This window comes from Microbulbifer hainanensis (assembly GCF_014904735.1).
GTDB lineage: Bacteria > Pseudomonadota > Gammaproteobacteria > Pseudomonadales > Cellvibrionaceae > Microbulbifer > Microbulbifer hainanensis.
In genome coordinates, this window is record NZ_JACZCR010000031.1 from 1 (window position 1) to 25,053 (window position 25,053).

The window sequence follows — 25,053 nt, forward strand, 5'->3', positions numbered from 1 at the left end:
TATTCATGAATTTATCAAACAGTGCCTGGTCATCCCCGTTGACTGTGGTGTAGGTCTGCGGCACAAACTGTATTTCGTCCACGTCGAAATCGATTTCGCCAAACGCGTCCAGCAGCGCCTGCTTGGCTTTGAAGTAGTCGGTGTGCGGTGCAAATACCGATAGCTTGCCGTCTTCATTTTCGATATCGGTGACATCGACATCGGCTTCCATCAGCGCTTCGAGCACCGCTTCTTCGTCATCGTGGTTGAAGACCAGGATGGCCAAGTGGTCGAACATATGGCTGACGCTGCCCTGGGTACCGATCTTGCAGTTGGTTTTGGTAAATGCCTGGCGCACATCACCAAAGGTGCGATTCGGGTTGTCCGTGAGGCAATCGATAATGGCCATGCTGCCGCCGGGGGCAAAACCCTCATAGCGCGCCCGAGCGAAATCTTCGCCGGCGCCGCCCTTGGCCTTGTCGATGGCCTTTTCGATCACATGGGAGGGGACCTGTTCTTTTTTGGCGCGCTCGATCAGGCTGCGCAGTGCCAGGTTGCCGTTGGGGTCGATGCCTCCAGATTTGGCGCAGACGTAGATTTCGCGGCCGTAGCGGCTGTAAATCCTGGCCTTCATATTCGAGGTCTTGGCCATTGAATCTTTGCGGTTCTGATAGGCTCTGCCCATGGGCTGGTGCTCCGAAAAAACTGGAAAGGGCGATTCTACTGGCAGGTGTCAGGGAAATAAAACATTTCGGCCCCGGTTCTTGTGACCGCTGAGGGTTTTACTGTGCGCGGCCGGCGCCCGTCGGTGTCCTCAGTGGGGCCATTGGTTAGGGAGAGAGGGGTGGTCAGTAGTGATGCGGGCAGCAGGCCCCGTGCCGGATGTCACGGGGCCTTGGTGAAGGGAGTAGGGTGGGGTCAGGCTTTGGCCGGAATGGCCTCGACCACTTTCAGGAAGTAGTCCCAGAAATTCCCCACGCTCTCGATATGAACCCGCTCTTCCGGTGAGTGCGCGCGGCGGATGGTGGGGCCGAAGGAAACCATGTCCCAGTTGGGGTAGGGCTTGGCCAGCAGACCGCATTCCAGGCCAGCATGGATGATTTTGACTTCCGGCTCCTTGCCTTCCATGTCTTTGTACACGGCCTTCATCAGTGCCAGCAGAGGGGACGCCATGTTTGGTGTCCAGCCGGGGTAGGCGTTATCCAGAGATGCCTGGGCGCCGGCCAGTTCGAAGGCGGCAGCAACGTTGCGGCCGTGCTGGTCGCGGGCGCTGTCGGAGAGACTGCGCACCAGGCACTGGATGCGCACCTGGTGCTGTCCGTCCACCTCTTCGGTGACGACGCGGGCCAGGTTGTTGGAGGTATCGGCGATGCCCTCCAGCGCCGTGCTCATGCGCTCGACGCCGCTGGGGCAGGCGCGGATCATGCGGATCACTTTCTGCTGAGTGTCGGAGTCCATTACCGAGGCTGGCGCATCAGCGGATTCCAGCGCGATATCGAGCTTGGCTTCGTTATCCAGCTCGCGGGCGATCAGGTCGCTCTCGCTGGCGACAATTTCTTTCAGTTGCGCTTCCGCGCCGGCGGGTACTGTGATGGTACTGAAGGATTCCCTCGGTATGGCGTTTCGCAGGGTGCCGCCGTCGAGGCCGGCGATACGGAGCTCGGGAATCGCCTGGTTGGCGGCATCGATGACGCGGTTGGCGATCTTGTTGGCGTTGCCGCGACCCTTGTCGATATCCAGGCCGGAATGTCCGCCGCGCAGCCCGCGCACCGTCAGTTTGAAGGCCTTGTGGTCCGCCGGCACCGCTTCCGCGGAATAGGGCAGCTGCGCATTGACGTCGACACCGCCGGCGCAGCCGACATACAGCTCGCCCTCGTCCTCGGTATCCAGGTTCAGCAGCAGATCGGCATCAAAGTAGCCCGGCTGCAGATTCTTGGCACCGGTCATGCCCGCTTCCTCGTCGATGGTCAGCAGCGCTTCCAGAGCGGGGTGGGGAATGTCTGTGCTCTCCAGCAGCGCGAGAATCGCGGCCACGCCGATGCCGTTGTCCGCGCCCAGGGTAGTGCCGGTGGCGGTGACCCACTCGCCGTCGATTTGCGGGCGGATCGGGTCGGTGAGGAAATCGTGGTCGGTGTCGGCATTCTTCTGCGGCACCATATCCACGTGGCTCTGCAGAGCGAGTATCTTGCGATCTTCCATACCGGCAGTCGCGGGCTTCTTGATGATGACGTTGCCGATATCGTCGAGCTGTACGTCGAGACCGCGCTGTTTGGCGAAGTCGACGATATATTCCACGACCTTCTGTTCGTGCTTGGACGGGCGGGGAATCTCGCACAGCCTGGCGAAGTGTTTCCACAGTGGAACGGGGTTCAATTCGGCAATATTGCTCATCGGGGGCCTCTAGTTGGTTATTGGCAGAGCTCGCACTGGCAGTGCGGTTTTGCCGCAGCGACAGTGCCGGCCGGAGGCCCAGGGATATCTGGGCTCCGACCTGTGCCGGAATGACGAGACTGTCTTTCCGGCGTCACCCCGGCGCGGGCCGGGGCATTGGGAGCAGAAGGCTCCCGGTAGATGAAGATTATTACGCTTTGGCGGCGTCAACCAGATCCTGTTCGCCGACCAGCTCCAGCGCAATGCGGCGCTTGTCCACGTCCACGGAGGCGACCTTGACGGTCACCGGCTGTTCCAGCTGGTAGCTCCGCTCGTTGTGGGTGAGGATCAGGTGCTTGCCATCGAATTCCGGCAGGTTCTTCTTGTTGCCATTCAGGCGTACAAATCCATCGATCCCGTTGTCGTCCAGGCGCACACCGAGGCCGGCACCATTGACGAGGGTAATCTTGCCCGTAAAAGTCTCGCCGACCTTGTTCTGCATGAACTGGGCGTAGAGCCACTGTTCCAGTGCGCGGTTGGCCTGGCGGCCGCGGATCAGGCTGTCCTGCAGCGCTGCGATCTGCTCGTCGCTGAGCGTATCGGGTTGCTGGCTTTCGCTGGCGGCGCGGAGTACGCGGTGGTTGTGCAGGTCGTTGTATTTGCGGATTGGCGAGGTGACGGTCGCATAAGCATCGAGGCCGAGCCCCAGGTGGGCGCCGGCGGTGTTGCTCAGCTGGCCAGGGCGCAGCATGCGCTTCAGCACTGCGAGCAGGTTGCGCATCGCCGGCTCGTCGTGGGTCTCGAGGTATTTCACCAGCGCCAGGTAGTTGTCCAGCTGCAGCAGGTCCTTGTCGGCGTGCTCGGCGAGTTTTTCCTTCAGCAGGCTTTTTACTTCGCCCATGCGTTCTTCGCGGAAACCCAGGTGTACCGAGAAACAGCCCTGATGCAATTCAGCCAGTTGGCGGCCGATGCAGATATTGGTGGCGAGCATGGCTTCCTCCACCATGCGCTGGGCGGCGTTGCGCTCTTGTTTCTCGATACTGGCAATCTTGCGCTGCTCGTCCAGGGTAATGGCGTAGTCGGGGCGGTCTTCCATGATCAGCGAGTGGCTGGCGCGGTAGGTGGTGCGGGCTTCACTCAGGGCGGCCAGGTTGCGCAGGCTTTCCTTTTGTTCGTCCGGTACGGCAGTCTCGTCGCCGTCAATAAAGCGGGATACCTGCTCGTAGCTCAGTTTATGCCGGGAACGGATGGCGCCGAACTCGTAGTTGCTCTCGCCGATTTTTCCGTCGCTGTCGATATCGACGTGCACCACTAATGCCGGGCGCAGCTCGTCGGCCACCAGGGAAAACAGGTTTTCGCACAGGTCGCGGGGCAGCATCGGCAGGGTCTCGCCGGGCAGGTACTGGCTGTGGGCGCGCTTGAATGCCTCTTTGTCCAGCGGGCTGCCGGGCTCGATCAGGCTGGAGGGGTCGGCGATGGCGATGTGCAGTCTCCAGCCGCCGTCGCGGGCGCTGACGGCGATGGCGTCGTCCATATCGCGGGTGCTTTCCGCGTCGATAGTGGCGAAACCGTATTCGGACAGGTCCTTGCGCTCGGCGGTGAGTGCGTCCAGCTTGCCTTTGATTTCTTCCGCCTGCTTGATGGCCGCGTCGCCGAACTGGTCGGAGAGCCGGTGCTGGGCGACCACAAAGGCGTGTTCGATACCCGGCATGTCCGGCTTGCCGATTACCCCGGTTACCTTGGCCTGGGCCTTGCCGTCCTTGAACGGGTGGCGATTGACGCTGGCAGCGATAAATTCGCCCGGCTGGGCTTTGCCGCGGGCCTTGGGCGGCAGAAAGATCCAGCGGGTGAGCCCCGGTTGGCTGGGCTGGATAAAGTGGCCCTGGCCACGCTGTACATATTGTCCCACCAGGTGCTTGAGATCGCTCTCGACCAGCGCATCCAGCTCGGCGGAGAGCTTCTTGCCCTTGTCTTCTTCACTCAGGCTTACGCGCACGCGGTCGCCGGGGAAGACGCGTTCCATTTCCGGCGGCGGCAGGAAGGCCTCGCGGCCGTCATCCAGCACGACGAAACCAAACTTGCCGTTGCTGCCGCGCACCCGGCCCTCTGCAAACTCCTTGGTGGAGCGGATATCTGATTTCAGTTGGTTGAGTTGTTTGAGCGCGTCGGCATTCAGCATCGGGGTTCTCTGTTGAGTTTACTGGCGGGTCAAATTTGGGCGCGGATTCTACCAGACCCGTGTTGCGCGGGGTAACGAACTTGCCCCCGATGTGATTATCGCCGCCTTCGGGAGTCGGCGGAAAGCCGTGGAGGATCGGAATGGCTGGTCACGGCCTGTCTGTCATCAAATCAATGACCGTACTGTCCTTGGAGTTCCTGGATGACCCGCTGTCCTAATATTTGGGAAATGATATGATGATTTAGCTGCTAATCGACAGAACCGTGCAAAAAATGCAAACCCCATATCCCAATGCTGGATATAATCTTATCTTTCGAATAATTAACAAGGGCTGTGGTTGTTCCCCAGCTGTAGAACCGGTCACCGGAGAGGAACAGTAAATGAGCATATTTTCCCATCCCGCCTACGATAAGCACGAACAAGTGGCTTTTTATCAGGATGCCAAAAGCGGACTGAAGGCGATTATTGCGGTGCACAACACCAATCTGGGACCCTCACTGGGCGGCTGCCGCATGTGGCCCTACGCGGATGACGGCGAGGCACTGAACGACGTACTGCGCCTGTCTCGCGGCATGACATACAAGTCCGCGATGGCCGGCCTGAAGCTGGGCGGAGGCAAGTCCGTGATTATCGGCGATCCGCGCAAAGAGAAGACTCCGGAACTGCTCCGCGCGATGGGAGACTTCCTCAATACTCTCGGCGGCCGCTATATCACTGCCGAGGACTCCGGTACCAGCGTTGCCGATATGCATATCATCGGCGAGCGCACCAAATTCGTTTCCGGCCTGAATGAGAGCTCCGAGCACGGTGGCGACCCGTCCCCGTCCACTGCTTATGGCGTATTTGTCGGCCTGAAAGCCGCTGTCGAACACCGCTGGGGCAAAACTGACCTGAATGGCCTGAAAGTGTCCATCCAGGGCGTGGGCAACGTCGGTTTCCGCCTGGCCAAGCTGCTGAAAGAGGCTGGTGCCGAGCTGTTTGTTACCGACATCTTCCAGGACAACGTCGATCGCGCCGTTACCGAGCTGGGCGCAACCGCCGTTGGCGCTGACGAAATTTTTGACCTGGATGTAGACCTGTTCGCGCCGTGCGCCATGGGAGCCATCCTGAATGATGACACCATCTCCCGCCTGAAAGTGGGCGCCATCGCCGGTGCTGCCAACAACCAGCTGGCGGAAGAGCGCCACGCGGCGGTACTGCGCGAGGAAGGCGTGCTGTATGCGCCGGACTACGTGATCAATGCCGGCGGCATCATCGACGTTTACTACCAGCAGCAAGAGGGCGAATACAGCCCGGCGCAGGTTAAAGAGCACATCGAATCCATCGGCACCACCCTGCAGGAAGTTTTCCAGCGTGCCGACGAGACCGGTGAGACTACCGCGCATGTAGCGGATCGTGTGGCGGAAGAGCGCTTCGGCCACGAGGATGCGCTAAAAAAAACTGACACCGCCGCTGCCTGAATCTTGAGTGGGGAGCCATTACCTCCCCGCGAGTCAGTTCTCTCCTAGTAACGATGGCATCGTCGTTATTCCTCTGTGATGTATAGTTTGGGGCACTTCGGTGCCCCTTTTTTTTGTCCGCAAATTGCCCCTGTGCCTCCCTTGTCTATTACGGCCTGATCGGTGGTCCGCTGCGCCGCTTCAAATGCCGTCGCAGCGCGCCACGCATTCGACGATTCCCGTGCATTCTCCGCGTCAATTTTGCCTACACTTCACCTTTTGGAACTGCGCATGGATATATATTCATGTCGCACATGTCCTATATAAGTACCCGCACAATCTCTGGAAATAACTATATGAAGTTGCGCCATGCCATTTTCAGTCTCTTTCTGCTCACGCTGTTTCTCAGCGGATGTGGCGAGGGTGAAGAGACGCACCGCGCCCTGTCCGTGGACAGGGAGGCGGCGGCCAGCAGCCGCGCGGCGGCCGCGGACAAGCAGGCCTATGTAGAGCCTCCCAAGCTCGAAATACCATTCCACAAGGAAAAGCTGGATAACGGCCTCACGGTGATCGTGCACGAGGATCACAAGGCTCCGGTGGTGGCGCTCAACATCTGGTACAAGGTGGGTTCCAAGGATGAAGTGGCCGGGAAAACCGGGTTTGCACACCTGTTTGAACACCTGATGTTCAACGGGACGGAGAATTACCCCGGCGAGTATTTCGAACCGTTCCAGCGGTCTGGTGCCACGAACATGAACGGGACGACCAATAACGACCGCACCAACTATTTCGAGACGGTACCCAAGGGCGCACTCGATATGGCCATGTGGATGGAGTCCGACCGCATGGGCCATTTCAGCGGTGCCATTACCCAGGATGTCCTGGACGAACAGCGTGGCGTGGTGAAAAACGAAAAGCGCCAGGGAGAGAATGCCCCCTACGGCCGCGCAATGGAGACCATCGCCGCAGGCACCTTTCCGCCGTACCACCCCTATTCATGGACACCGATCGGTTCCATGGCGGATCTCGACCAGGCCAGTCTCGCCGATGTCAAGAAGTGGTTTGCCGACTACTACCAGCCGGCCAATGCCATTCTGGTGATAGCCGGCGATATCACCGTCGAGGACGCCATGGCCATGGCGCGAAAGTACTTTGGTGATATTCCCAGCAGCGCGGTGCAGCCGCGGGTAAAAAACTGGGAACTGCCCGCCCAGGTCAACAAACGCGAAGTCATGTTCGACCAGGTGCCGCAGACGCGCATTTACAAGGTCTGGAATGTGCCGGCGATCGGCAGCGAAGAGGAGGATGCGCTTGACTTGATGACTTCGCTGCTGGCCAATCGCAAAAACTCGCTGCTGTATCGGCGACTGGTGCGCGAAGAAAAGGTCGCTACCAGTGTCAGCGCGTTTTATTACGGCCGCCAGCTGGCTGGCCAGGTGATGGTGATTGTCGACGTGAAGCCGGGCCAGCCTCTGGAAAAGGTGGAGGCCTTGCTGGACAAGGAACTGCGCCAGTTTGCCAAGCATGGCGTCAGTGCGGAGGAGTTGCGCCGGGTCAAGCAAAGTGAATTTGCCAGCCTGGTCAAGGGCCTGGAAAAAATCGGCGGTTCCGGCGGCAAGAGCGATATTCTCGCGCGGTCTGAATTCTACTACGGCGACCCCGGCGCCCTGATCAACGGGCTGGATCACTACGCCAAGGTGTCCGCATTGGATGTGCAGGAGGTCGCCAGTCGCTGGCTGACCCCCAACAGTTATACGCTGATTATCAAGCCGAAGGGCAAGTACTCGGTCACGGGAGCCGATGTCGATCGCAGCAAACTGCCGGCGGTGGACAAGAACGTGGAACTGGAACTGCCCAAGCAACAGGCGTTTACCCTCAACAATGGTCTGCGCGTGGTGCTGGCCGAGCGGCACGATACCCCTGTGGTGTTTATGAACCTGCAATTCCATAGCGGCGCAGCAGCCGACGGCAAAAAGCCGGGTCTGGCGTCAGTGGCGGCGCGAATGCTGAGCGAAGGCGCTGGGGATTACGACAGCCTGCAGTTCAGCTCCCGGGAGGAGGAGCTGGGAGCCAGCATTGGTGCCGGCAGCGGGCTGGATTACAACAATATTACGTTCAGTGCACTGAAGACTGAACTGCAGCCCTCACTGGAGCTGTTCGCCGATGTCATTACACAGCCGCGTTTTCCGGAGGAAGACCTGGCGCGGGTGAAATCCAACTGGATCGACAATATCGCCCAGGAAAAGGCGCAGCCGCAGGGGCTGGCGCTGCGCGCGTTGCCGCCGCTGCTGTTTGGCAAAGACCATCCCTATGGTTCACCGCTCACCGGTTCCGGCACCGTGGCAAGTATCGAGTCGATCACCCGCGATGATCTGGTCAAATTCCACGACACCTGGGTGCGTCCGGACAATGCGACCCTGACTATTGTCGGGGACGTTACCAAAGAAGAAATCCAGTCCCTGCTAAACAAGACGCTGGCCAACTGGAAGGCGCCGAAGGAAAAGCCGGATGTCGTCAAGATTCCGCCAGTAGAGCGTCCTAAATCGGCGAAAGTGTATCTGCTCGACCGTCCCGGCGCGCAGCAGAGTTTTATTATGGCCGGGTTGGTGATGCCGCCGTGGAAACCGGAAGGCGCCGAGGCCTACGATGCAATGGAAACCGTTATTGCGGGCAAGTTTACTTCCCGGGTCAATATGAACCTGCGTGAAGATAAACATTGGAGCTATGGTGCCAGTGCCATTTCCCTGGATACCGAGGGACAGCGGCCTTACATCCTCTTTGCACCAGTGCAGACCGACAAGACCGCGCCGGCAATGCAAGAGATCCTCAAGGAGTACCGGGATTTCCTCGGCAGCAAGCCGGTGAAGGAAAAAGAGCTGGCCGATTACCGCGACGATGAAGTGCTGAAACAGAGTGCGCGCTTCCAGACCAAGGGCCAGCTGCTTTCCAGCATTTCCTGGCAGGTGGAAAAAGGGCTGCCGCCAGAGTATATCGCCGAGTATCCGCAGCGGATCGCCGCGCTGACCAAGGATGAGGTGGAATCTGCCGCCCGGGCATTCCTTGCCCCGGACCAGTTCACCTGGGTTATCGTCGGAGACCTGGACAAGATCCAGAAGGATGTCGAAGCGCTGGATATCGGCCCGGTAACGGTGCTGCCGTCAAATAAATAGTGCGGTGTGATCCCGTTTTCCCCGTGGTTTGTGCTGCGGGGAGGGCTTCGGCTCGACCCGCAGCGGCGCCGAATTCCGCCACTGCGCTGGCGCTGAAACTGGTATTTTCACGGTATTCAGCTAGTCTTGTTCCCCAAATAAATGATTTTTGACGTCACCTCGCGGCAACTTGCCCGAAGATCTGCGATTCACTATTCAGGCAGGAAGCCCGGAATGCCGGTACAGGTTTGCACTGTCGGTCCGCCAGCACGATAACAAGGATAGCGCCATGAAACTTGCGATTCTCTCCCGCTCCCCGAAGTGTTACAGCACCTTGCGCCTCCTGGAGGCCGCGCAGAATCGCGGGCATGAAGTCAGGGTTCTGGATACGATCAAATTCGCCATCGACCTGCAGCGCGGTGCGCCGGATCTCTATTTTCGACAAAAGCAGATCGAGGATTTCGATGCGGTACTGCCGCGTATCGGCGCATCCATTACCTATTACGGCACGGCCGTAGTGCGGCAGTTCCAGGAGATGGACGTGTTCTGTGCAAATTCCGCACACGGTATCAATAACTCCCGGGACAAACTGCGCAGTCTGCAACATCTCAGTCGCCACCATATCGGTATTCCCCGCACCACGTTTGTACACAACAAGAAAGACGTGTTGCCGGCAATTGAGCGTGTGGGTGGCGCTCCGGTGGTGATCAAGCTGATCGAGGGGACGCAGGGCATCGGCGTTCTGTTGGCGGATACCGTGAAACAGGCGGAAGCCATTATCGAACTGTTGCAGGCGCAGAAACAGAATGTGCTGATCCAGAAATTTGTCGCCGAGAGCAAGGGGCGGGATATCCGCGCTTTCGTCGTTGGTGATCGAGTCGTAGCCGCGATGCGCCGCGTTGCGCAAGGGCAGGAATTTCGCAGCAATGTGCATCGCGGCGGGATTGCCGAGGCGGTCACGCTTTCGGATGAATATATCGAAACTGCGGTGCGCGCCACCCAGATTATGGGTTTACAGATTGCCGGCGTGGATATGCTGGAGGGTGCGAAAGGGCCGCAGATCATGGAGGTCAATTCCTCTCCGGGGCTCGAGGGCATTGAAACCTGTACTGGCCTGGATGTCGCCGGTGCCGTGGTGGAATACATTGCCGCGCAAGTGGATTTCCCCGAAATCGACGTGCGTCAGCGGCTGACGGTCAGCAAGGGGTATGGTGTCAGCGAAATCTATGTGCCGGAGGGATCCAAATTCGTCGGCCAGACCATCGCCGATATCCGCTCCGAGGAGCACGACATCAATGTGCTTACCCTATACCGGAACAGCAAGGCAATTCCCAATCCGAAGTCCTCGCGAGTACTCGAACCCAATGACAAGTTGCTCTGTTTTGGCAAGCTGGAGGTCATGCGCGGCATGATTCCGGTCAAAACCCGCCGCCGGCGCCAGCCGGATGTAGCCAGTCTGCCCACCGATGCCATATCCGCATCGGACGTGGAATCGGTGGAATAGGGCGGTCGGCGGCAATATCGCGGAGCGGGTTCCCGTGGTTTAATTGACGCGTATGGCGGGGAGCGGCTGCGGTCATCTGGCCAAGTCGTGTACCCCGTTAGCGTCGGGAATTATCCGGCGTGTCCGGGAGCTGGCTGGGAAAGGATATGAAGACCGAAGAATTACTGGAAAAGCTTTCTGGGCAGGCGAGAGAGCTGCTGGCGTCCACCAGCGAAGTCACGGTGCTGAGCCAGGTCGGTATCATCATCCTGATCTACGCGATTGCCTTTTTCGTTACCCTCCGATTACAGAAATTGATTCCCGCACTGGCAGAGCCTCCGGCGTCGCCGGAACTGCATCCGCTGCGCACGCTGGTTTACCGCTTTGGCAGATTGCTGTTCCCGCTGCTCGCGATTGTCCTGCTGAAAATTGCCGCGGCCTTTATTCCACAGTTCATCGGCGCAACCTGGGTAGTGCAGGCGGCGCTGGCAGTCGCCATTATCCTGCTGTTCAATTCCTTCGTGCGTGTGGTGGTTGCCAATCCTGCGGTAGCACAGGTCTTTCGCTGGGTGGGGATGCCGATCTTGTTTCTCTATGTAATCGGTGCTCTGGATGATGTGGTTCAGATTCTGGATTCCATGGCAGTACAGATAGGTAATATCCATCTATCCGCCTATGGGATTGCCCGCACGGTTATTTTTGGTTCCCTGCTGTTCTGGCTGGGCAGGGTGTCAAACTCCACTGCGCAGAACATTATCCGCAGGCAGGAAACCCTGGATTTCCGCACCCGCGAGGTAGCGGCCAAGCTGTTTGAGATCGCCCTGTTTGCCGTTGTTTTCCTGCTAATCCTGCAGTTGATGGGCATCAACCTGACGGCGCTGGCGGTATTTGGTGGCGCTGTCGGTGTCGGTGTTGGCTTTGGCCTGCAGACAATTGCGTCTAACTTTATTTCCGGGATCATCATTCTACTCGACCGTTCAGTGACGGTGGGGGACTACATCGAACTGGAAGACGGCCGCACCGGCTTGGTGACACGATTGAATATGCGCTCCACAACCCTGGAGACTTTCGACGGCAAGGATATCGTGGTTCCCAACGAAAAATTTGTCTCGAATTCTTTTATCAACTGGACCCACAAAAATAAGAAACAGCGCTATCGGGTCGATTTCTTGGTGAGCTACAGCACCAATATCCGCGCGATGGTAGAAATTATCAAAGAAGCAGTGGGCTCTCATCCGCAGGTATTGAGCGGAAGCGAGCTGCCCATCGAGGAGCGGCCGGATTGTGAAATCGACAGCTTTGGCGACAACGGCGTCAATATGTTTGTGGAGTTCTGGATGTTGGGCATTGACGATGGTCGCAATCGTGTCGGCGGTGACTTGCTACTGATTATTTTCGAGACGTTACAGAAGCACGGTATCGAGATTCCGTTTCCGCAGCGGGATGTCCGCCTCGTGGATGTCGGAGGGAGCAAGTCCACCAAAACCGAAGTTTTCGGCACTGAATTATGAGTGGTGGGGGGAAACCCTCGCGCAATGCTGCACGAGGGCCTTAGCTACAGGTCTTTATCGATAGGGCGTTGATCAGGCCTTGGCGCTTGGGCGCGCTTTCAGCTGTTCGCGCCAGCGGACCAGGTTGGGGTGTTTTTCCGCATCCGGGCGCAGGTTGACCACTTTGCCGAAGTCCATGCTACACAGCATGCCGATATCGGCCGCCGAAAAATAATCGCCCGCGAGGTATTCGTGATCCGACAGGTGCTGGTCGAGCACGTCGAAAAACTTCAGGGCTTTCCTGCCGGCGTCCTCGCCAAAATCTGCAAAGACATTCATGCGGTCCTTGAAAACGCCTGACGTGTGCTGAAAGCACATACCGACATTGAACATCATGTTGAAGTCTGCGCGGCGGGTCCACATTTCCACCACGGCCTTTTCCTTTGCATCGCGACCGAACAGGGCCGGTTCCGGGTGCAGTTCCTCGAAGTAGCGCTGGATCGCCACGGATTCGGCGATGCACTGGCCATCTTCCAGTTCCAGTACCGGCACCTTTGCATTGACGTCCTTGGTGCGGAACTCGGCGCTCAGGTTTTCACCCTTGGCGATATCCACCGGAACGTACTCTACTTCCAGTCCCTTTTCAGCCAGGAACATGCGCACACGGCGGCAATTGGGGGCACTGGCATACTCGTAGATTTTCATCAGGGCTTCCTCTCATCTCCGCGAATGGGGTAGATTGTGTAACTTTTATGGAGTTGCGGCTCTCTGCTTGCAGTATGTCAGTCGCACTGGGGAGAACAATGACAACAAATACCAAACGGCGCAACTTCTTCCGCGGGCGCATCGCCGGGCTATGGCTGGGTTTTATGGCCGCATTGGCCAGTACGTCGTCACTGGCGGAAGAGCTGGCAATCTACGCGGGGCACCTGTTCGACAGCGAGAGTGGCAGGTTGCTGGCCAACCACACCATACATGTGGTGGATGGCCGCGTAGATTCTGTGCAGGCCGGTTACGCCAAGCGCGATCGTGAGACCCTGGTGGACCTGCGCGATTACACGGTACTTCCGGGATTGATGGACATGCATACGCACCTGTCTTACGAATTCGGTCCGCGCACCTATATGGAGACGTTTACCTGGAACCCCGCCGACTACGCCCTGCGCGGGGTGGACACAGCCAAGCGGACCCTGGAGGCGGGGTTTACCACCGTGCGGGACCTCGGCGATACCGATAATGTAACCATCAGCCTGCGCAATGCCATCAACCGCGGCACGATAGAGGGCCCGCGTATCTACACCGCCGGCAAGGCCATTGCCACCACCGGCGGACATGCAGACCCCACCAACGGCTACCGCTATGACCTGATGGGCTCGCCGGGTCCGGCAGAGGGCGTGATCAATGGCGCGGACAGTGCGCGACAGGCCGTGCGCCAGCGCTATAAAGACGGCGCCGACCTGATCAAGATTACCGCCACCGGCGGCGTATTGAGCGTGGCCAAAAATGGCCAGAACCCCCAGTTTATGCCCGACGAGCTGGAGGCCATTGTCGCCACCGCCAGGGATTACGGTTTTACCGTGGCCGTGCACGCGCACGGTAAAGAGGGCATTGAGCGGGCGGTGCGCGCGGGTGTGGATTCCATCGAGCACGGCACCTATATGGACAGTGAAACCATGGACCTGATGCGTCGCCACAACACCTGGTATGTCCCGACCCTGATGGCAGGAGAGTGGGCTGCACAGAAAGCTCAGGTGGAGGGATTCTTTCCCGACATGGTGCGCACCAAAGCCGCGACCATCGGGCCTCTGCTGCAGAAGACCTTTGCTGAAGCCTACCGGCGCGGGGTGAAAATTGCCTTCGGGACCGACAGCGGGGTAAGTCGCCACGGGGATAATGCGCGGGAGTTCGCGCTGATGGTGGCCGCCGGCATGACACCGGCCGACGCGATCCGCAGCGCAACCTGGAACGCTGCCGACCTGCTCAACGTGCAGGACGAGCTGGGCAGCCTGAGTGAAGGCAAATGGGCAGACCTGATCGCCGTCTCCGGCAATCCGCTGGAGGATATCTCCGAGCTGCAGCGGGTCAAGTTCGTCATGAAAGGTGGCAAGATATTCAAGCAGCCGGCGGCGGTGAAAGCCGGCAATTGAATACGCGCAACCAAAAAGGGGCCCTCTGGGGCCCCTTTTTTTTACGGTGCTGTGGCGTATCAGTCTTCCAGTTCAAACACCAGGTCCAGGTTCACCGACAGGGTGGTTTCCCCCGGAGCGACCGGCGTTGCCGTATCCGCTTTGGCCATGGCCATTTCCGAGCGCATCATCGGGCGTGGTCCGCCGACGCTGCCGCTTTCGGAAATGCTGACAATGCGCCGCACTTTCATGCCCAGTGACTCGGCATAGGTCTTGGCGCGCGCCTGTGCCTTATCCAGTGCCTGCTGGCGCGCTTCGGCCATGGCCGGCTCCGGTTCGCCAATCTCCAGTGTGGGGCCGTTGATCTGGTTGGCGCCGGCAGCGGCCAGTGCATCGAGTACCTTGCCCAGCTCCTTGATCTCGCGCACCTTGATGCTGACGGTATTGCGGGCCACGTATCCGGTGATCTGTGGCTTCTGGTTCTGCTCGTAGTGATAGCGCGGCGACAGGCTGATACCGCTGGTCTGTACATCTTTCTTGTCGATGCCGGCCTTATCAATGGCTTTCATCAGCTTGTCCATCTGCTCGGCGTTATCGCGCATGGCCTTTTCGCTGTCTTCCGCCTCGGTGACCACACCGGCGGAGAGGTTGGCCGTATCCGGCACGCGACTGGCTTCGCCGGTGGCGGAAATGGAAACCAGTGTCCCCCGTTCGGCCGCGCTGTGCCCGCCGCCACAGGCAGTGACCAGCAGCGCGAGCATGGCGACCAGAGAAAACTTTGCAAACTTCATAACACTTTCCTTTGTTGTCTTTGATCCGGGAAGCCCGGCTTCGTCAGTGGCGGCCATATTAACCGCCGGAATCTGAACCGAAGCTGAGCGAAGCGATGGCTGTCGGCGTGTCAGCCGAACACCTGACGGTAATTTTCATCGGCCTTGTGGTAGATGGCAAAGCCCAGGCGCAGCAGTTGTTGACGCCGGTCACATAATACACCGCGGGAGCGCAATTCCTGTTGCAGCTGTTCCGATTGCGCAGCGGTGCCACAGCGGAAAGTGAAAAAGTGGCCGTGGCCGTTCTGCAGGTCGTGCTGAATCAGGTTGTCACGATTGAGCAATGGGTGGGCGGCGGTGTCCATCGTCCGCAGGAAGCGCTCTTGTGCGGCGAGCACATAGTTGTGGATCTTCTCCACGGTGATACCCTCGCGCTCGAACAGGTCGAACACGGCGAGCCCTTTGTACAGCGGACTGTAGTCCATAGTAGCGCCGGCGAAACGCAGCCAGTTGTCGGCAAAGCCCACACGGTCTGCGCGGTTTTCCAGTTCGGCGAGTTCAGCGAACCATCCGGTGTTCAGTGGCCGCAGGCTGCAGTTGGCGGGAATGCTCATGAAGCACATGCCTTCTCCGGCGCCGAGATACTTGTAGGAGCCGGCGGTGAAGAAAACCTTGTCCGCAACGGCGCCGAGATCCACTGGACGGGCGAAAAAGGCGTGATACCCGTCGATGACAAATTCTGTGCGTTTGGGTTTGCCCTCCGCGATCTCCAGCAGTCGCGGAAAGACCACACCGGAATCGAAAAATACCAGACTCGCATAGGCCAGTTGGTAGTCACCCCGGTGCAGTTCCTGTTCGAAACGTTCCGCCAGTGTTGCGTAGGGTTCCGTGGCAATGCGGGTGACTTCGACGTTGGGTTCTTCCTCGAGGCGATGCAGCTGACGGGCGAAACTGTAGAATTCGCCGTCCGTGGTGAGGATGCACAACGGCCGCGAGGGATCGAAGGCGCTCAGTAGGCGATAGACGAGTTCGTGGGTGTTGGGAGCAATCGCAATGCGATCGGCATCGGGCAGATTCAGTGTGCGCGCCACCGCGCGCTGCCAGGCGGGAATCTTTTCCTCGAAGATGGGGCCCCATTTGTCGTCCGCCAGGGTGGCGGATTCCCGCCAATACTGCTGCACCGCGTCCAGGGTGACGTCGGGCCAGTAGTGGTGTGAGTGGCACGCCATATGCAGCATGGAGGAGGGCGCGCCGCTGGGTGCCAGCAGGAATTGTGAATAATACTTTTGATACATTGTGTTCTGGTGTCTTCAGTCCGGATCTTTTATGTTGTCCGCGATTGTAGATGGTGACAAAAGGAAGGAATAGTACAGTGGAATATTTGCATACGATGGTGCGCGTAGCGGATCTAGAGGAGTCGCTGAAGTTTTATTGCGAAAAGCTGGGTCTGCAGCAGGTAAGCCGCAAGGATTACGACAAGGGGCGCTTCACACTGGTGTTTCTTGCCGCACCGGGCGACGCCGACAGCGCGCGAGAAAACATGACACCCTGCCTGGAGCTGACCCACAACTGGGATCCCGAGACCTATAGCGGCGGGCGCAATTTTGGTCATCTCGCCTACCGTGTGGATAATATCTACGCAACCTGCCAGCGCCTGATGGACGAAGGGGTCACCATCAACCGTCCCCCGCGCGACGGACATATGGCGTTTGTGCGCTCGCCGGACAACATTTCCATCGAACTGCTGCAGAAGGGCGACGCGCTGGAACCGCAGGAACCCTGGGCTTCCATGGAGAATACCGGCGAGTGGTAGCGGGTTCGCGCGGGGTGTGAGCGGTTCAGTGGCTGCCAGCAGGGCTGGTCACGCCGCCGGGTGACGGCCCGGTTTGTGGATCCGATTTGGCGGATCCGGTTTGGTTAAGAGTACAGCAGTGAAAAAATCGAATTGTGTGTTGCTGGCTGGTGCCGGCGCGGCGCGGCGCCTCCGCGACGAGGGCCTGGGCCAGGAACAGTTTTCCACCCTGGTGGGGGCTTCCGGTGGCCCCAAATGGCTGGTTATCAGTCAGCTGGACCGGGTGCTGATGGGCGAGTTCTTTCGCGACCGCGCGGCGCCGATCGCGACCCTCGGTTCCTCCATCGGCAGTTTCCGTAACATGTGTTACGCCATGGATGAGCCGCTGGGTGCGCTGGAGCGCCTCGAGTACGGTTACATCAACCAGACCTACGCGTCCGGTAAACCCACGCCGGCGGAGATTACCGATACCGCGGGGGATATCCTGACCAATGTGCTGGGCGAAGACGGTGCGCGCCAGGTGGCGGAAAACCCGGTGTGGCACAGTCATTTCGTCACCGTGCGCGGCCGCGGCCCGCTGGCCAGTGAGCGCCGGGCGCTGCTGGCCCCTTCGCTGTTCGCCTCGGCGCTGGCGAACGCTGTATCCCGCAGCTCCCTGAGCGCATTCTGGGATCGGGTGGTGTTCCATTCCGGCTCTGCCCCCGGCGTGCAGTTCAGCTCCCTGCACACTACCAACACGCCGCTGACGCCTGATAACGTGCGCGCTGCGGTGTTGGCCAGCGGCTCGATTCCACTGGTAATGGCCGGTGTACCCACGCCCCAAGGGGCTCCGGCCGGCAATTACCGGGATGGCGGCATCACCGATTACCACTTTGACCTGCGTTTCCAGCACCCGCAGGGGCTGGCGCTGTACCCCCACTTCTTCCCCTATATGGTGCCCGGTTGGTTCGACAAGAGCCTGACCTGGCGCTGGGTACGGGGCGGCGCCATGCAGAACACCCTCCTGGTGGCTCCGGCACCGGGCTTTGTCGCCGGGCTGCCCTATGGCAAGATTCCCGACCGCAATGACTTCTACAAGCTCAGCAACGATGAGCGCCTGAAGTACTGGAACACGGTAGTGGATATGAGCAAACGGGTGGCAGAGGACTTTTTCGAGATCTGGCAGACCGGCACGATCGCCGATCACCTGATCGAGGTGGGCGCGGACGATATTCCGCACAAGCTGCCGCGGGTGGCCGCTGCATGAGTGAATCGCAGGAATTCAATGCCCCCCAGGAAGAGTACCGCACGACCCAGGAACGGGTTTACTACCAGGTGCGCGATGCCATCCTGCGCGGAAAATTTCTGCCCGGGCACGCGATCACCATACGCGGGCTCGCCGCAGATCTGGACTGCAGCCCGATGCCGGTGCGTGAGGCATTGCGCCGGCTCACCTCGGAGAGGGCACTCGAACTCTCAGACACCCGGCGGGTAACCGTGCCCACCATGACGCCGGAGAAGCTGGCGGAAATTTGTGCCGCGCGGGTTGCGCTGGAATGTCAGGCCGCCGAGCAGGCGCTGCCCCGTGTGGGGCCGGAACAACTGGAGCAGTTACGCAAACTGGACGAGCGCGTGACCAGGGCGCTGGCAGACAAGGATATCGAGGAGTACGTCACCGCCAACCTGGAATTCCACTTTACTCTGTATCGCCTCGGCGATCCCCATATCATCCTGTCGCTGATCGAGAGCCTGTGGCTGCAGACGGCGCCGCTGCAGCACCTGGTCTTCCAGCGCTTTGGCGTGCAGGAATTGCCGGACCGTCACCAGGACCTGATCGACGCGATTGCCTCCGGCGAGCCGGATCGGGTGCGCACCGCCATCCGCCAGGATATCGAAGAGGGCCTCGGCTCCATTTCCGCAGAAGAATTACTTTAATGTTCAGTTATCTCCATATTGCATTGCACTTTATCGTGCCCGTGGCCATCGCTTGGTTTTTCTTTCGCTCGGACTGGAAGCGCGCCGCGCTGATCATGCTGGCGGCGAACCTGGTCGACCTGGATCACCTTTGGGCGGACCCGATTTACGATCCCAACCGCTGCAGTATCAATACCCATCCGCTGCACAAGATGCTGCCGATCTCCCTGTTCGGCGCCATGATGTTCCTGCCCTGGAAGCCGGTGCGCTACCTGGGCATTGGCCTTGTTGCCCATATGCTGCTGGATGCGGTGGACTGCGGTATCTGAATTGCTGTAGATTTTTTTGAGTTGGCTGCCGCACAGCTTCCCCGGCTGTGCGGCTGAGCTATAAATGTTTTGCGGTTTTTCCTGTTGCAAATAGCCGTGCCTTAAAGATATTTCGCTATTTGCTTGGGTTGCGACTTGAAAATCTTCTGTGCGCGATTTCCCGCGCGCAATAGCGAAAAAACTCTGGCAACCGAAACTGAAAGTTTCAGACCAATCACCGCTGTTTCGTTCATAAAGTTCTGCTGTCCCTAGCTCAGCTAGCTGTTACCATCCGCGGGTAATTTTACGGATGCCGCCCAGGTGCCCGTATTCCCTCCCCAATTTAAATTTTCGGAAACAGCCATGAGTGATTCCGCCCGTTTTCGCGTGGAAAAAGATCTGTTGGGCGAGCGCCGCGTGCCGGCGCAGGCCTATTACGGTGTGCAGACACTGCGCGCATTGGAGAACTTCAGTATCAGCGGTATTCCCGTCAGTCACTTCCCGGACCTGGTTATCTCGCTGGCGATGGTGAAGAAGGCCTGTGCCGAGGCCAACCGCAAGCTTGGCAAATTGCAGTCAAACCAAGCAGATGTAATCGCCGCGGCCTGTGATGAGGTCATTCGTGGCGAATGGCACGGTGAGTTCTGCGTCGACATGATTCAGGGTGGCGCGGGCACCTCTACCAACATGAATGCCAATGAGGTCATCGCCAACCGCGCGCTGGAGCTGCTCGGTCATGAGCGTGGCGACTACGAGCATCTGCACCCGAACATTCACGTGAACATGTCCCAGTCCACCAACGACGTCTACCCGACGGCGCTACGCCTGGCGATGATATTCGGCCTGCGCCAGCTGGCTGCGGCAACCGAGGCGCTACGCGGCGCGCTGGCGGAGAAGGGTGCTGAATTCCAGCCGATCCTGAAGATGGGGCGCACCCAGCTGCAGGATGCGGTGCCAATGTCTTTGGGGCAGGAGTTCAACGCTTTCGCCACGACGATCGGCGAAGAGGTGGCGCGCTTGCGTGAATTGGCTGCTCTGCTCAGTGAGGTCAACCTGGGCGGTACCGCCATCGGCACCGGACTAAATACCGAGAGCGAGTACCGCGATATCGCCCTTGAGCAGCTGCGCACCATTGCCGGTGTGCCGGTGACCGCAGCGGCGGACTTGGTGGAGGCGACCTCCGACATGGGCGGTTTCGTGCTGCTATCCGGCATGCTCAAACGCACGGCGATCAAACTGTCGAAAATCTGTAACGATCTGCGCCTGCTGTCCTCCGGCCCGCGCTGTGGCCTGAACGAAATCAACCTGCCGCAGAAACAGCCAGGTTCGTCGATTATGCCGGGCAAGGTAAATCCGGTAATCCCGGAGGCGGTCAACCAGGTCGCTTTCAATGTGATCGGCAACGACACGGCGGTGACCATGGCCGCGGAAGCGGGCCAGCTGCAGCTGAACGTTATGGAGCCGCTGATTGGCTTCAAGCTGCTGGAGTCTATCCGTTACCTGGGGGCGGCTATGGAGGCGCTGCGGCGCGACTGCATTGAGGGGATCACCGCCAACGAGGAGGTGTGCCGCTCGTATCTGCAGCGCAGTATCGGATTGGTGACCGCGCTGAACCCATATCTGGGCTACGGCAAAACGTCGCAGATAGCGCAGAAAGCGCTGCAGACCGGCCGCAGCGTTGCCGAGCTGGTGCTGGAGGAGAAACTGCTGTCGCCGGAAGAGCTGGAGCGGCTGCTGAGCCCTGAGTCCATGACGGCACCCCGTCCCGGCGGGCTCGACGCGGCGGTCTGACGGTTACCACGACTATAGTGGAAGCTCCGTGTGGCGATAGCTGTTGCACTTCGCCCCGAGTCGCCCCTAAAATGTGATCACAAATTTGCAGGAAGCAAGTTTGGGCGCTACAGGCGCCCGAAGGGTGAGTGCCACGGATGGCGCGAGCGACTAATTTGGAGAGGCAAATTCCCTGTTGCCGGTCCCGGCCGGGCGGAGGAATGGATCTCGATGTATTGAGCCAGGAGCGAGACCATGAACAAGAGTCAACTGCAACAACACGACCGCGAGCACCTGCTGCACCCCTTTACCGACTTCCACGACCTCGGCAAACAGGGCACCCGCGTGATCACCAGCGCTGAGGGCGCCTATATCTCGGACATCGATGGCAACCGGATGCTGGACGGCATGTCCGGCCTCTGGTGCTGTAACCTGGGTTATAGCCGCAAGGAAATTTCCGACGCCATCTACGAGCAGCTGAACAAACTGCCGTTCTACAACAGCTTCTTCCAGTGCACCACCGTGCCGTCTATCGAGCTGGCGGACGCGCTGGCGGAAGTGACCCCGGCGCACATGAATAACGTGTTCTTCACCGGTTCCGGCAGTGAAGCCAACGACACCAACCTGCGTATCATCCGCCGCTACTGGGATCTGAAAGAGCAGCCCGAGAAGCGCATCGTGATCTCCCGCAAGAACGCCTATCACGGCTCCACCATCGGCGGCGCCAGCCTCGGTGGCATGAGCGGCATGCACAAGCAGTTCCAGGCGCTGGACTATATCGAACACATCCAGCAGCCCTACTGGTTTGCCGAGGGCGGCGACATGTCCCCGGAGGAGTTCGGTGTCTACGCCGCGCGCTGCCTGGACGAGAAAATTCAGGAGCTGGGTCCGGAAAAAGTGGCTGCCTTTATTGCCGAACCGATTCAGGGTGCCGGTGGTGTGATCATCCCGCCGGAAACCTACTGGCCGGAAGTGAAAAAGGTACTGGATCAGTACGACATCCTGCTGGTGATGGACGAAGTGATTTTCGGCTTCGGTCGTACCGGCGAGTGGTTCGGCGCCGACTACTACGGCATGCAGCCGGATCTGATGACCTTTGCCAAGGCGGTTACCAATGGCTATTTCCCGCTCGGCGGCACCATGGTCAGCGACCGCGTAGCGGACGTCATGAAGTCCAAGGGCGGTGAGTTCACCCACGGTTACACCTATTCGGCTCACCCGGCCGCGTGTATGGCGGGCCTGGCGACCATCAACATCCTGCGCAACGAAAAGATCATCGAAAATGTGCGTGACAATACCGGTCCTTACCTGGCCAAGCGCTGGGCGGAGCTGGCGGAGCACCCGATCGTGGGTGAGGCGCGCAGCCTGGGTCTGGTAGGCGCGCTGGAACTGGTCAAGGACAAGGGCAGTCGCGCGCGCTTTGACGACAACTGCACTGCCGGCGGTATCTGCCGCGATATGAGCATCAAGAATGGCCTGGTCATGCGTGCCACCGGCGATACCATGATCATTGCGCCGCCGCTGATCATCAACACTGAGCAGGTGGACGAGCTGGTAGAAAAAGCCCGTCGCGCGCTGGACGACACCGCCAAAGCATTGGCGTAGTATCGCAGGCGACGTATACCGGAATTGCAGGAGCGGCCGCCGGCCGCTCCTGTCGGTAACCAAACTCAAACAGGCAAATTATGTCTTCAGAAAAAGAATACTCGGCGCCGCCTGAACTGCTGGAGCAGTCGCGGGAATTTCTGCGCAAGCACCCCGATCTCAAGTGGATCGAGGGCTTCATGTTCGATATCAACGGCATTCCCCGCGGTAAGTGGCTGCCGGCTGACTCGGCGGAGAAACTGCTCAAGGGCAGTCTGCAGATGCCGCGCAGCGCAGTCAGTCTGGATGTCTGGGGTCGGGATATCGAAAACAGCCCACTGGTGTTCGCCAGTGGCGACAGCGATGGTATCTGCCTGCCAGTGTCGCCGATCTGCCGCGCAGGCTGGCACCGGGAAGAGACGGCCCAGCTGCATATGCAATTGCACGAAGCAGACGGTTCGCCGCTCTACGCCGATCCGCGCACACAGTTGCAGCGCGTGGTCGCTCGCCTGAAAGAGCTGGGCTACACCGCAGTTTGCGCCACTGAGCTGGAATTCTACCTGCTGCGCGAAGAGGTGGATCATCTCGAGCGTCCGCGCCCGGTCAGCGACAACGACGCCGAGCTGGTGCCTTCCACCGATGTTTACGACCTGTCGGAGCTGGATGCACAGCGGCACTTTTTTGCCGATGTGCGCGCGGCCTGTGAGGAGCAGGGTATTCCGGCCGACTCGGTACTGTCCGAATGCGCGCCGGGGCAGTTTGAAATCAATCTGCTGCACAGCGCCGACCCGGTCGCAGTGGCGGACCAGACGCTGTTGTTCAAGCGCTTGCTCAAAGGCGTTGCGCGCAGCCACGGCCTGCGTGTCAGCACCATGGCCAAGCCGTTTGGCGACCAGGCTGGCAACGGCATGCATGTACACATGAGCCTGATCGACGACAGCGGCAAAAATGTTTTCGACAACGGCACAGATGAGGGCTCGGAGCTGTTGCGTCACGCGGCGGCGGGCATGCTGGCGACCGCCAATGATGCGATGGCCTTTTTTGCGCCGCACAGCAATTCCTACCGCCGTTTCCAGGAGAGCTCACACGCACCGCTGAACCTTTGCTGGGGTTACGACAACCGCACGACAACGCTGCGGGTCCCCGCCAGCGATCCGGCGGCGCGGCGTATCGAGCACCGCATTGCCGGAGCCGACGTCAATCCTTATCTGGTGTTGGCGGCTATCCTTGCGGGTGTCTGCCACGGACTGGAAAACCGCCTCGAGCCGCCGGCGCCGGTGGAAGGTGACGCCTATCAGGTAGAGAGCGAGCAATTGATCAATACCTGGGGCGCGGCATTGCAGCGCTTTGAGCAGAGCGAACTCTGGCAGTCCTATCTGGATCCCCGTTTCGTGGAGCTGTTCCTGTTGCTGAAACGCCAGGAGCTGGCGGAAATCGGCGCTCGCGTGACCGATGTGGAATACCAGAGCTATCTGCACCGCGTATAGCTTTTCCTCGGGAGGGAGTAGGGTCAGAGCAACTCGATGGCTTTGACGACAGTACAGACTGTCACGGGCAAACTTTTGCTATACCTAGTCTAAGCGCGCAGTGCGCTTTTACTCTCCTCCTGAAAGTGTGTTCGAGAAACCTGGCCCGCCAATTGGCGGGCATTTTTTTTGCGGCAAAAAAGAATGACGGAATATCTTCCCTATAAAGCCGTACAAATTAGGTAACCCTTACTGCAGGTTGATAAACCCCTCCTATACTGTGAAGTAACCGCGACTGCGGCGAAGGAGCTTTTCAGCGTTAAAAGGAGTTACCCATGAGATTTAAGCCCCTCCTCATTCCCCTGGCTGTGGCGGGTTGCGCCGGCCTCGCCGCGCAGTCGGCGGTTGCTGGTCCCTCCGGTTATCCGATTCAGGCCGCCCCGGTTTTCAACGGCGCTTTGATGATTCGCGTCGGTGCCGCGTATGTGGAACCGGATAGCAGTGCCTTGTCCACCGTGCAGAGATTCAGTGTGGATGATCCGACGATTGAGGACGACAATCCGATCCCGGTGGATGTGGGGGTGAAGCTGGATCTGGATAACGATACCACCTGGTATCTCAGCGCTGTGTATATGCCGATGGAGCACTGGGGTATTGAGTTGTACCACTACAACAGCGCCAGCCACGACGCCAAGCTGTTTTCCAACGCCTACACCCGCAGTACATTCATCGGGGATTTTCGCGAGGATATAGGTGATTTTGACAGTTACACCACCAGCTTGTTGGCCAACTGGTATCCACTGGGCGCCAACTGCCTGATCCAGCCCTACGTCGGACTCGGTGTGGCCTACGTGGATATCGAAGAGGATTTTCTGCGGCCAGTATTCAGAGATGGTCCCGCCAACCGCCACGGCCTGATCACTGTCGGCAGTGATTTCAGCTGGACGGCCCAGATTGGGGTCGATTTCAATTTCGGCCCGGGCAGCGCCTGGCAGGTTAACGCGTCGGCGATGTATGTGGATGCCAGCCCGCATATCAACCTCGGCTTCGATACCGATACCTTGCCCCCGGGCTTTGGCGCGCCGGTAACGCTGCCAGTGCGTGTGCGCGATGACTTTGATCTGGATCCCTGGATGTTCAATCTGGGTATCGGATACAAGTTCAGTTTTTAATCGGCAACTATTCAATCTCGAGGCGGGTCGGCGCTCTTGGTAGTGCTCACCCGCCTCGTGTTTTTCTATCCCGGCTATCCTTT

At 59.2% G+C, this 25,053-nt stretch carries 19 protein-coding genes and 1 pseudogene; 14 read left to right on the forward strand and 6 right to left on the reverse strand.

Going from position 1 to position 25,053, the window contains the following annotated elements:
* From IG168_RS12115 to IG168_RS12125, 3 genes are all read right to left on the reverse strand, one after another.
* Positions 1-664 (reverse strand): YebC/PmpR family DNA-binding transcriptional regulator (locus tag IG168_RS12115; RefSeq protein ID WP_193164668.1); only part of this gene is annotated, 664 nt, incomplete at its 3' end.
* Positions 665-897: 233 nt separating this feature from the next.
* A complete protein-coding gene (locus tag IG168_RS12120; protein WP_193164669.1) occupies positions 898-2,370 on the reverse strand; it encodes an aminoacyl-histidine dipeptidase in 1,473 nt (490 codons plus the stop codon).
* 190 nt (positions 2,371-2,560) lie between these two features.
* Positions 2,561-4,528 carry a VacB/RNase II family 3'-5' exoribonuclease gene (locus IG168_RS12125; RefSeq protein ID WP_193164670.1) on the reverse strand — a complete coding sequence of 656 codons (1,968 nt, stop codon included), beginning with the start codon at positions 4,526-4,528 and terminating at the stop codon, positions 2,561-2,563.
* Between the two features lie 380 nt (positions 4,529-4,908).
* Between IG168_RS12125 and IG168_RS12130 the strand changes: the two genes are divergently transcribed.
* The 5 genes and pseudogenes from IG168_RS12130 (at position 4,909) to IG168_RS12145 (ending at position 12,110) form a co-directional block, all read left to right on the forward strand.
* Positions 4,909-5,988 carry a Glu/Leu/Phe/Val dehydrogenase gene (locus IG168_RS12130; protein ID WP_193164671.1) on the forward strand — a complete coding sequence of 360 codons (1,080 nt, stop codon included), beginning with the start codon at positions 4,909-4,911 and terminating at the stop codon, positions 5,986-5,988.
* Between the two features lie 335 nt (positions 5,989-6,323).
* Entirely contained in the window at positions 6,324-9,137 is a 2,814-nt protein-coding gene (locus tag IG168_RS12135; protein WP_226876926.1) for a M16 family metallopeptidase, read from the forward strand.
* 268 nt (positions 9,138-9,405) lie between these two features.
* Positions 9,406-10,329, forward strand: a pseudogene (locus IG168_RS12140) (ATP-grasp domain-containing protein); the annotation flags it as partial.
* Positions 10,330-10,344: 15 nt separating this feature from the next.
* A complete protein-coding gene (locus IG168_RS20675; protein ID WP_404932000.1) occupies positions 10,345-10,620 on the forward strand; it encodes a cation:proton antiporter regulatory subunit in 276 nt (91 codons plus the stop codon).
* Positions 10,621-10,766: 146 nt separating this feature from the next.
* Positions 10,767-12,110: a mechanosensitive ion channel family protein gene (locus tag IG168_RS12145; RefSeq protein WP_193164674.1), complete on the forward strand. Its 1,344-nt coding sequence runs from the start codon at positions 10,767-10,769 to the stop codon at positions 12,108-12,110.
* A gap of 72 nt (positions 12,111-12,182) precedes the next feature.
* Here IG168_RS12145 and IG168_RS12150 read toward each other — a convergent pair whose 3' ends face one another.
* Positions 12,183-12,794, reverse strand: a complete 612-nt coding sequence (locus tag IG168_RS12150; RefSeq protein WP_193164675.1) for a glutathione S-transferase family protein — start codon at positions 12,792-12,794, stop codon at positions 12,183-12,185.
* A gap of 98 nt (positions 12,795-12,892) precedes the next feature.
* Here IG168_RS12150 and IG168_RS12155 point away from each other — a divergent pair, with 98 nt between their 5' ends.
* Complete coding sequence (locus IG168_RS12155; RefSeq protein ID WP_193164676.1) at positions 12,893-14,236, forward strand: metal-dependent hydrolase family protein; 1,344 nt, start codon at positions 12,893-12,895, stop codon at positions 14,234-14,236.
* Between the two features lie 59 nt (positions 14,237-14,295).
* Here the strand turns inward: IG168_RS12155 and IG168_RS12160 are convergent, their stop codons facing one another.
* A complete protein-coding gene (locus tag IG168_RS12160) occupies positions 14,296-15,006 on the reverse strand; it encodes an SIMPL domain-containing protein (RefSeq protein WP_193164677.1) in 711 nt (236 codons plus the stop codon).
* A gap of 110 nt (positions 15,007-15,116) precedes the next feature.
* Positions 15,117-16,280, reverse strand: a complete 1,164-nt coding sequence (locus IG168_RS12165; RefSeq protein ID WP_193164678.1) for a hypothetical protein — start codon at positions 16,278-16,280, stop codon at positions 15,117-15,119.
* Positions 16,281-16,357: 77 nt separating this feature from the next.
* Here IG168_RS12165 and IG168_RS12170 point away from each other — a divergent pair, with 77 nt between their 5' ends.
* The 8 genes from IG168_RS12170 to IG168_RS12205 all read left to right on the forward strand — a co-directional run bounded on the left by IG168_RS12170 (position 16,358) and on the right by IG168_RS12205 (position 24,970).
* Positions 16,358-16,798 (forward strand): VOC family protein, encoded by a 441-nt coding sequence (locus tag IG168_RS12170; RefSeq protein ID WP_193164679.1) that lies wholly within the window; start codon positions 16,358-16,360, stop codon positions 16,796-16,798.
* Between the two features lie 118 nt (positions 16,799-16,916).
* On the forward strand, positions 16,917-18,023 hold the full coding sequence (locus IG168_RS12175) for a hypothetical protein (protein ID WP_193164680.1): 1,107 nt from the start codon (positions 16,917-16,919) through the stop codon (positions 18,021-18,023).
* Positions 18,020-18,691 (forward strand): GntR family transcriptional regulator, encoded by a 672-nt coding sequence (locus IG168_RS12180; protein WP_193164681.1) that lies wholly within the window; start codon positions 18,020-18,022, stop codon positions 18,689-18,691. The genes IG168_RS12175 and IG168_RS12180 overlap by 4 nt, the downstream gene beginning before the upstream one ends.
* Positions 18,691-18,999, forward strand: a complete 309-nt coding sequence (locus IG168_RS12185; protein WP_193164682.1) for a DUF6122 family protein — start codon at positions 18,691-18,693, stop codon at positions 18,997-18,999. The genes IG168_RS12180 and IG168_RS12185 overlap by 1 nt, the downstream gene beginning before the upstream one ends.
* A 342-nt stretch (positions 19,000-19,341) precedes the next feature.
* Entirely contained in the window at positions 19,342-20,769 is a 1,428-nt protein-coding gene (aspA, locus tag IG168_RS12190; protein WP_193164683.1) for an aspartate ammonia-lyase, read from the forward strand.
* A gap of 234 nt (positions 20,770-21,003) precedes the next feature.
* Positions 21,004-22,353, forward strand: coding sequence for an aspartate aminotransferase family protein (locus IG168_RS12195; RefSeq protein WP_193164684.1), 1,350 nt, complete (start codon positions 21,004-21,006; stop codon positions 22,351-22,353).
* An 80-nt stretch (positions 22,354-22,433) separates the two neighbouring features.
* Complete coding sequence (locus tag IG168_RS12200) at positions 22,434-23,819, forward strand: glutamine synthetase family protein (protein WP_193164685.1); 1,386 nt, start codon at positions 22,434-22,436, stop codon at positions 23,817-23,819.
* Positions 23,820-24,133: 314 nt separating this feature from the next.
* Entirely contained in the window at positions 24,134-24,970 is an 837-nt protein-coding gene (locus IG168_RS12205) for an OmpW/AlkL family protein (protein ID WP_193164686.1), read from the forward strand.
* The last annotated feature ends 83 nt before the right edge of the window (positions 24,971-25,053 follow it).

Excerpts from the sequence above, each read along its gene's own strand:
- IG168_RS12185 (WP_193164682.1), top strand. The coding sequence starts at position 18,691 with ATGTTCAGTTATCTCCATATTGCATTGCACTTTATCGTGCCCGTGGCC.
- IG168_RS12160 (WP_193164677.1), bottom strand. The coding sequence starts at position 15,006 with ATGAAGTTTGCAAAGTTTTCTCTGGTCGCCATGCTCGCGCTGCTGGTC.
- IG168_RS12130 (WP_193164671.1), top strand. The coding sequence starts at position 4,909 with ATGAGCATATTTTCCCATCCCGCCTACGATAAGCACGAACAAGTGGCT.
- IG168_RS12135 (WP_226876926.1), top strand. The coding sequence starts at position 6,324 with ATGAAGTTGCGCCATGCCATTTTCAGTCTCTTTCTGCTCACGCTGTTT.
- IG168_RS12205 (WP_193164686.1), top strand. The coding sequence starts at position 24,134 with ATGAGATTTAAGCCCCTCCTCATTCCCCTGGCTGTGGCGGGTTGCGCC.
- IG168_RS12165 (WP_193164678.1), bottom strand. The coding sequence starts at position 16,280 with ATGTATCAAAAGTATTATTCACAATTCCTGCTGGCACCCAGCGGCGCG.
- IG168_RS12120 (WP_193164669.1), bottom strand. The coding sequence starts at position 2,370 with ATGAGCAATATTGCCGAATTGAACCCCGTTCCACTGTGGAAACACTTC.
- IG168_RS12150 (WP_193164675.1), bottom strand. The coding sequence starts at position 12,794 with ATGAAAATCTACGAGTATGCCAGTGCCCCCAATTGCCGCCGTGTGCGC.
- aspA (WP_193164683.1), top strand. The coding sequence starts at position 19,342 with ATGAGTGATTCCGCCCGTTTTCGCGTGGAAAAAGATCTGTTGGGCGAG.
- IG168_RS12180 (WP_193164681.1), top strand. The coding sequence starts at position 18,020 with ATGAGTGAATCGCAGGAATTCAATGCCCCCCAGGAAGAGTACCGCACG.
- IG168_RS12200 (WP_193164685.1), top strand. The coding sequence starts at position 22,434 with ATGTCTTCAGAAAAAGAATACTCGGCGCCGCCTGAACTGCTGGAGCAG.
- IG168_RS12125 (WP_193164670.1), bottom strand. The coding sequence starts at position 4,528 with ATGCTGAATGCCGACGCGCTCAAACAACTCAACCAACTGAAATCAGAT.
- IG168_RS12195 (WP_193164684.1), top strand. The coding sequence starts at position 21,004 with ATGAACAAGAGTCAACTGCAACAACACGACCGCGAGCACCTGCTGCAC.
- IG168_RS12145 (WP_193164674.1), top strand. The coding sequence starts at position 10,767 with ATGAAGACCGAAGAATTACTGGAAAAGCTTTCTGGGCAGGCGAGAGAG.
- IG168_RS12155 (WP_193164676.1), top strand. The coding sequence starts at position 12,893 with ATGACAACAAATACCAAACGGCGCAACTTCTTCCGCGGGCGCATCGCC.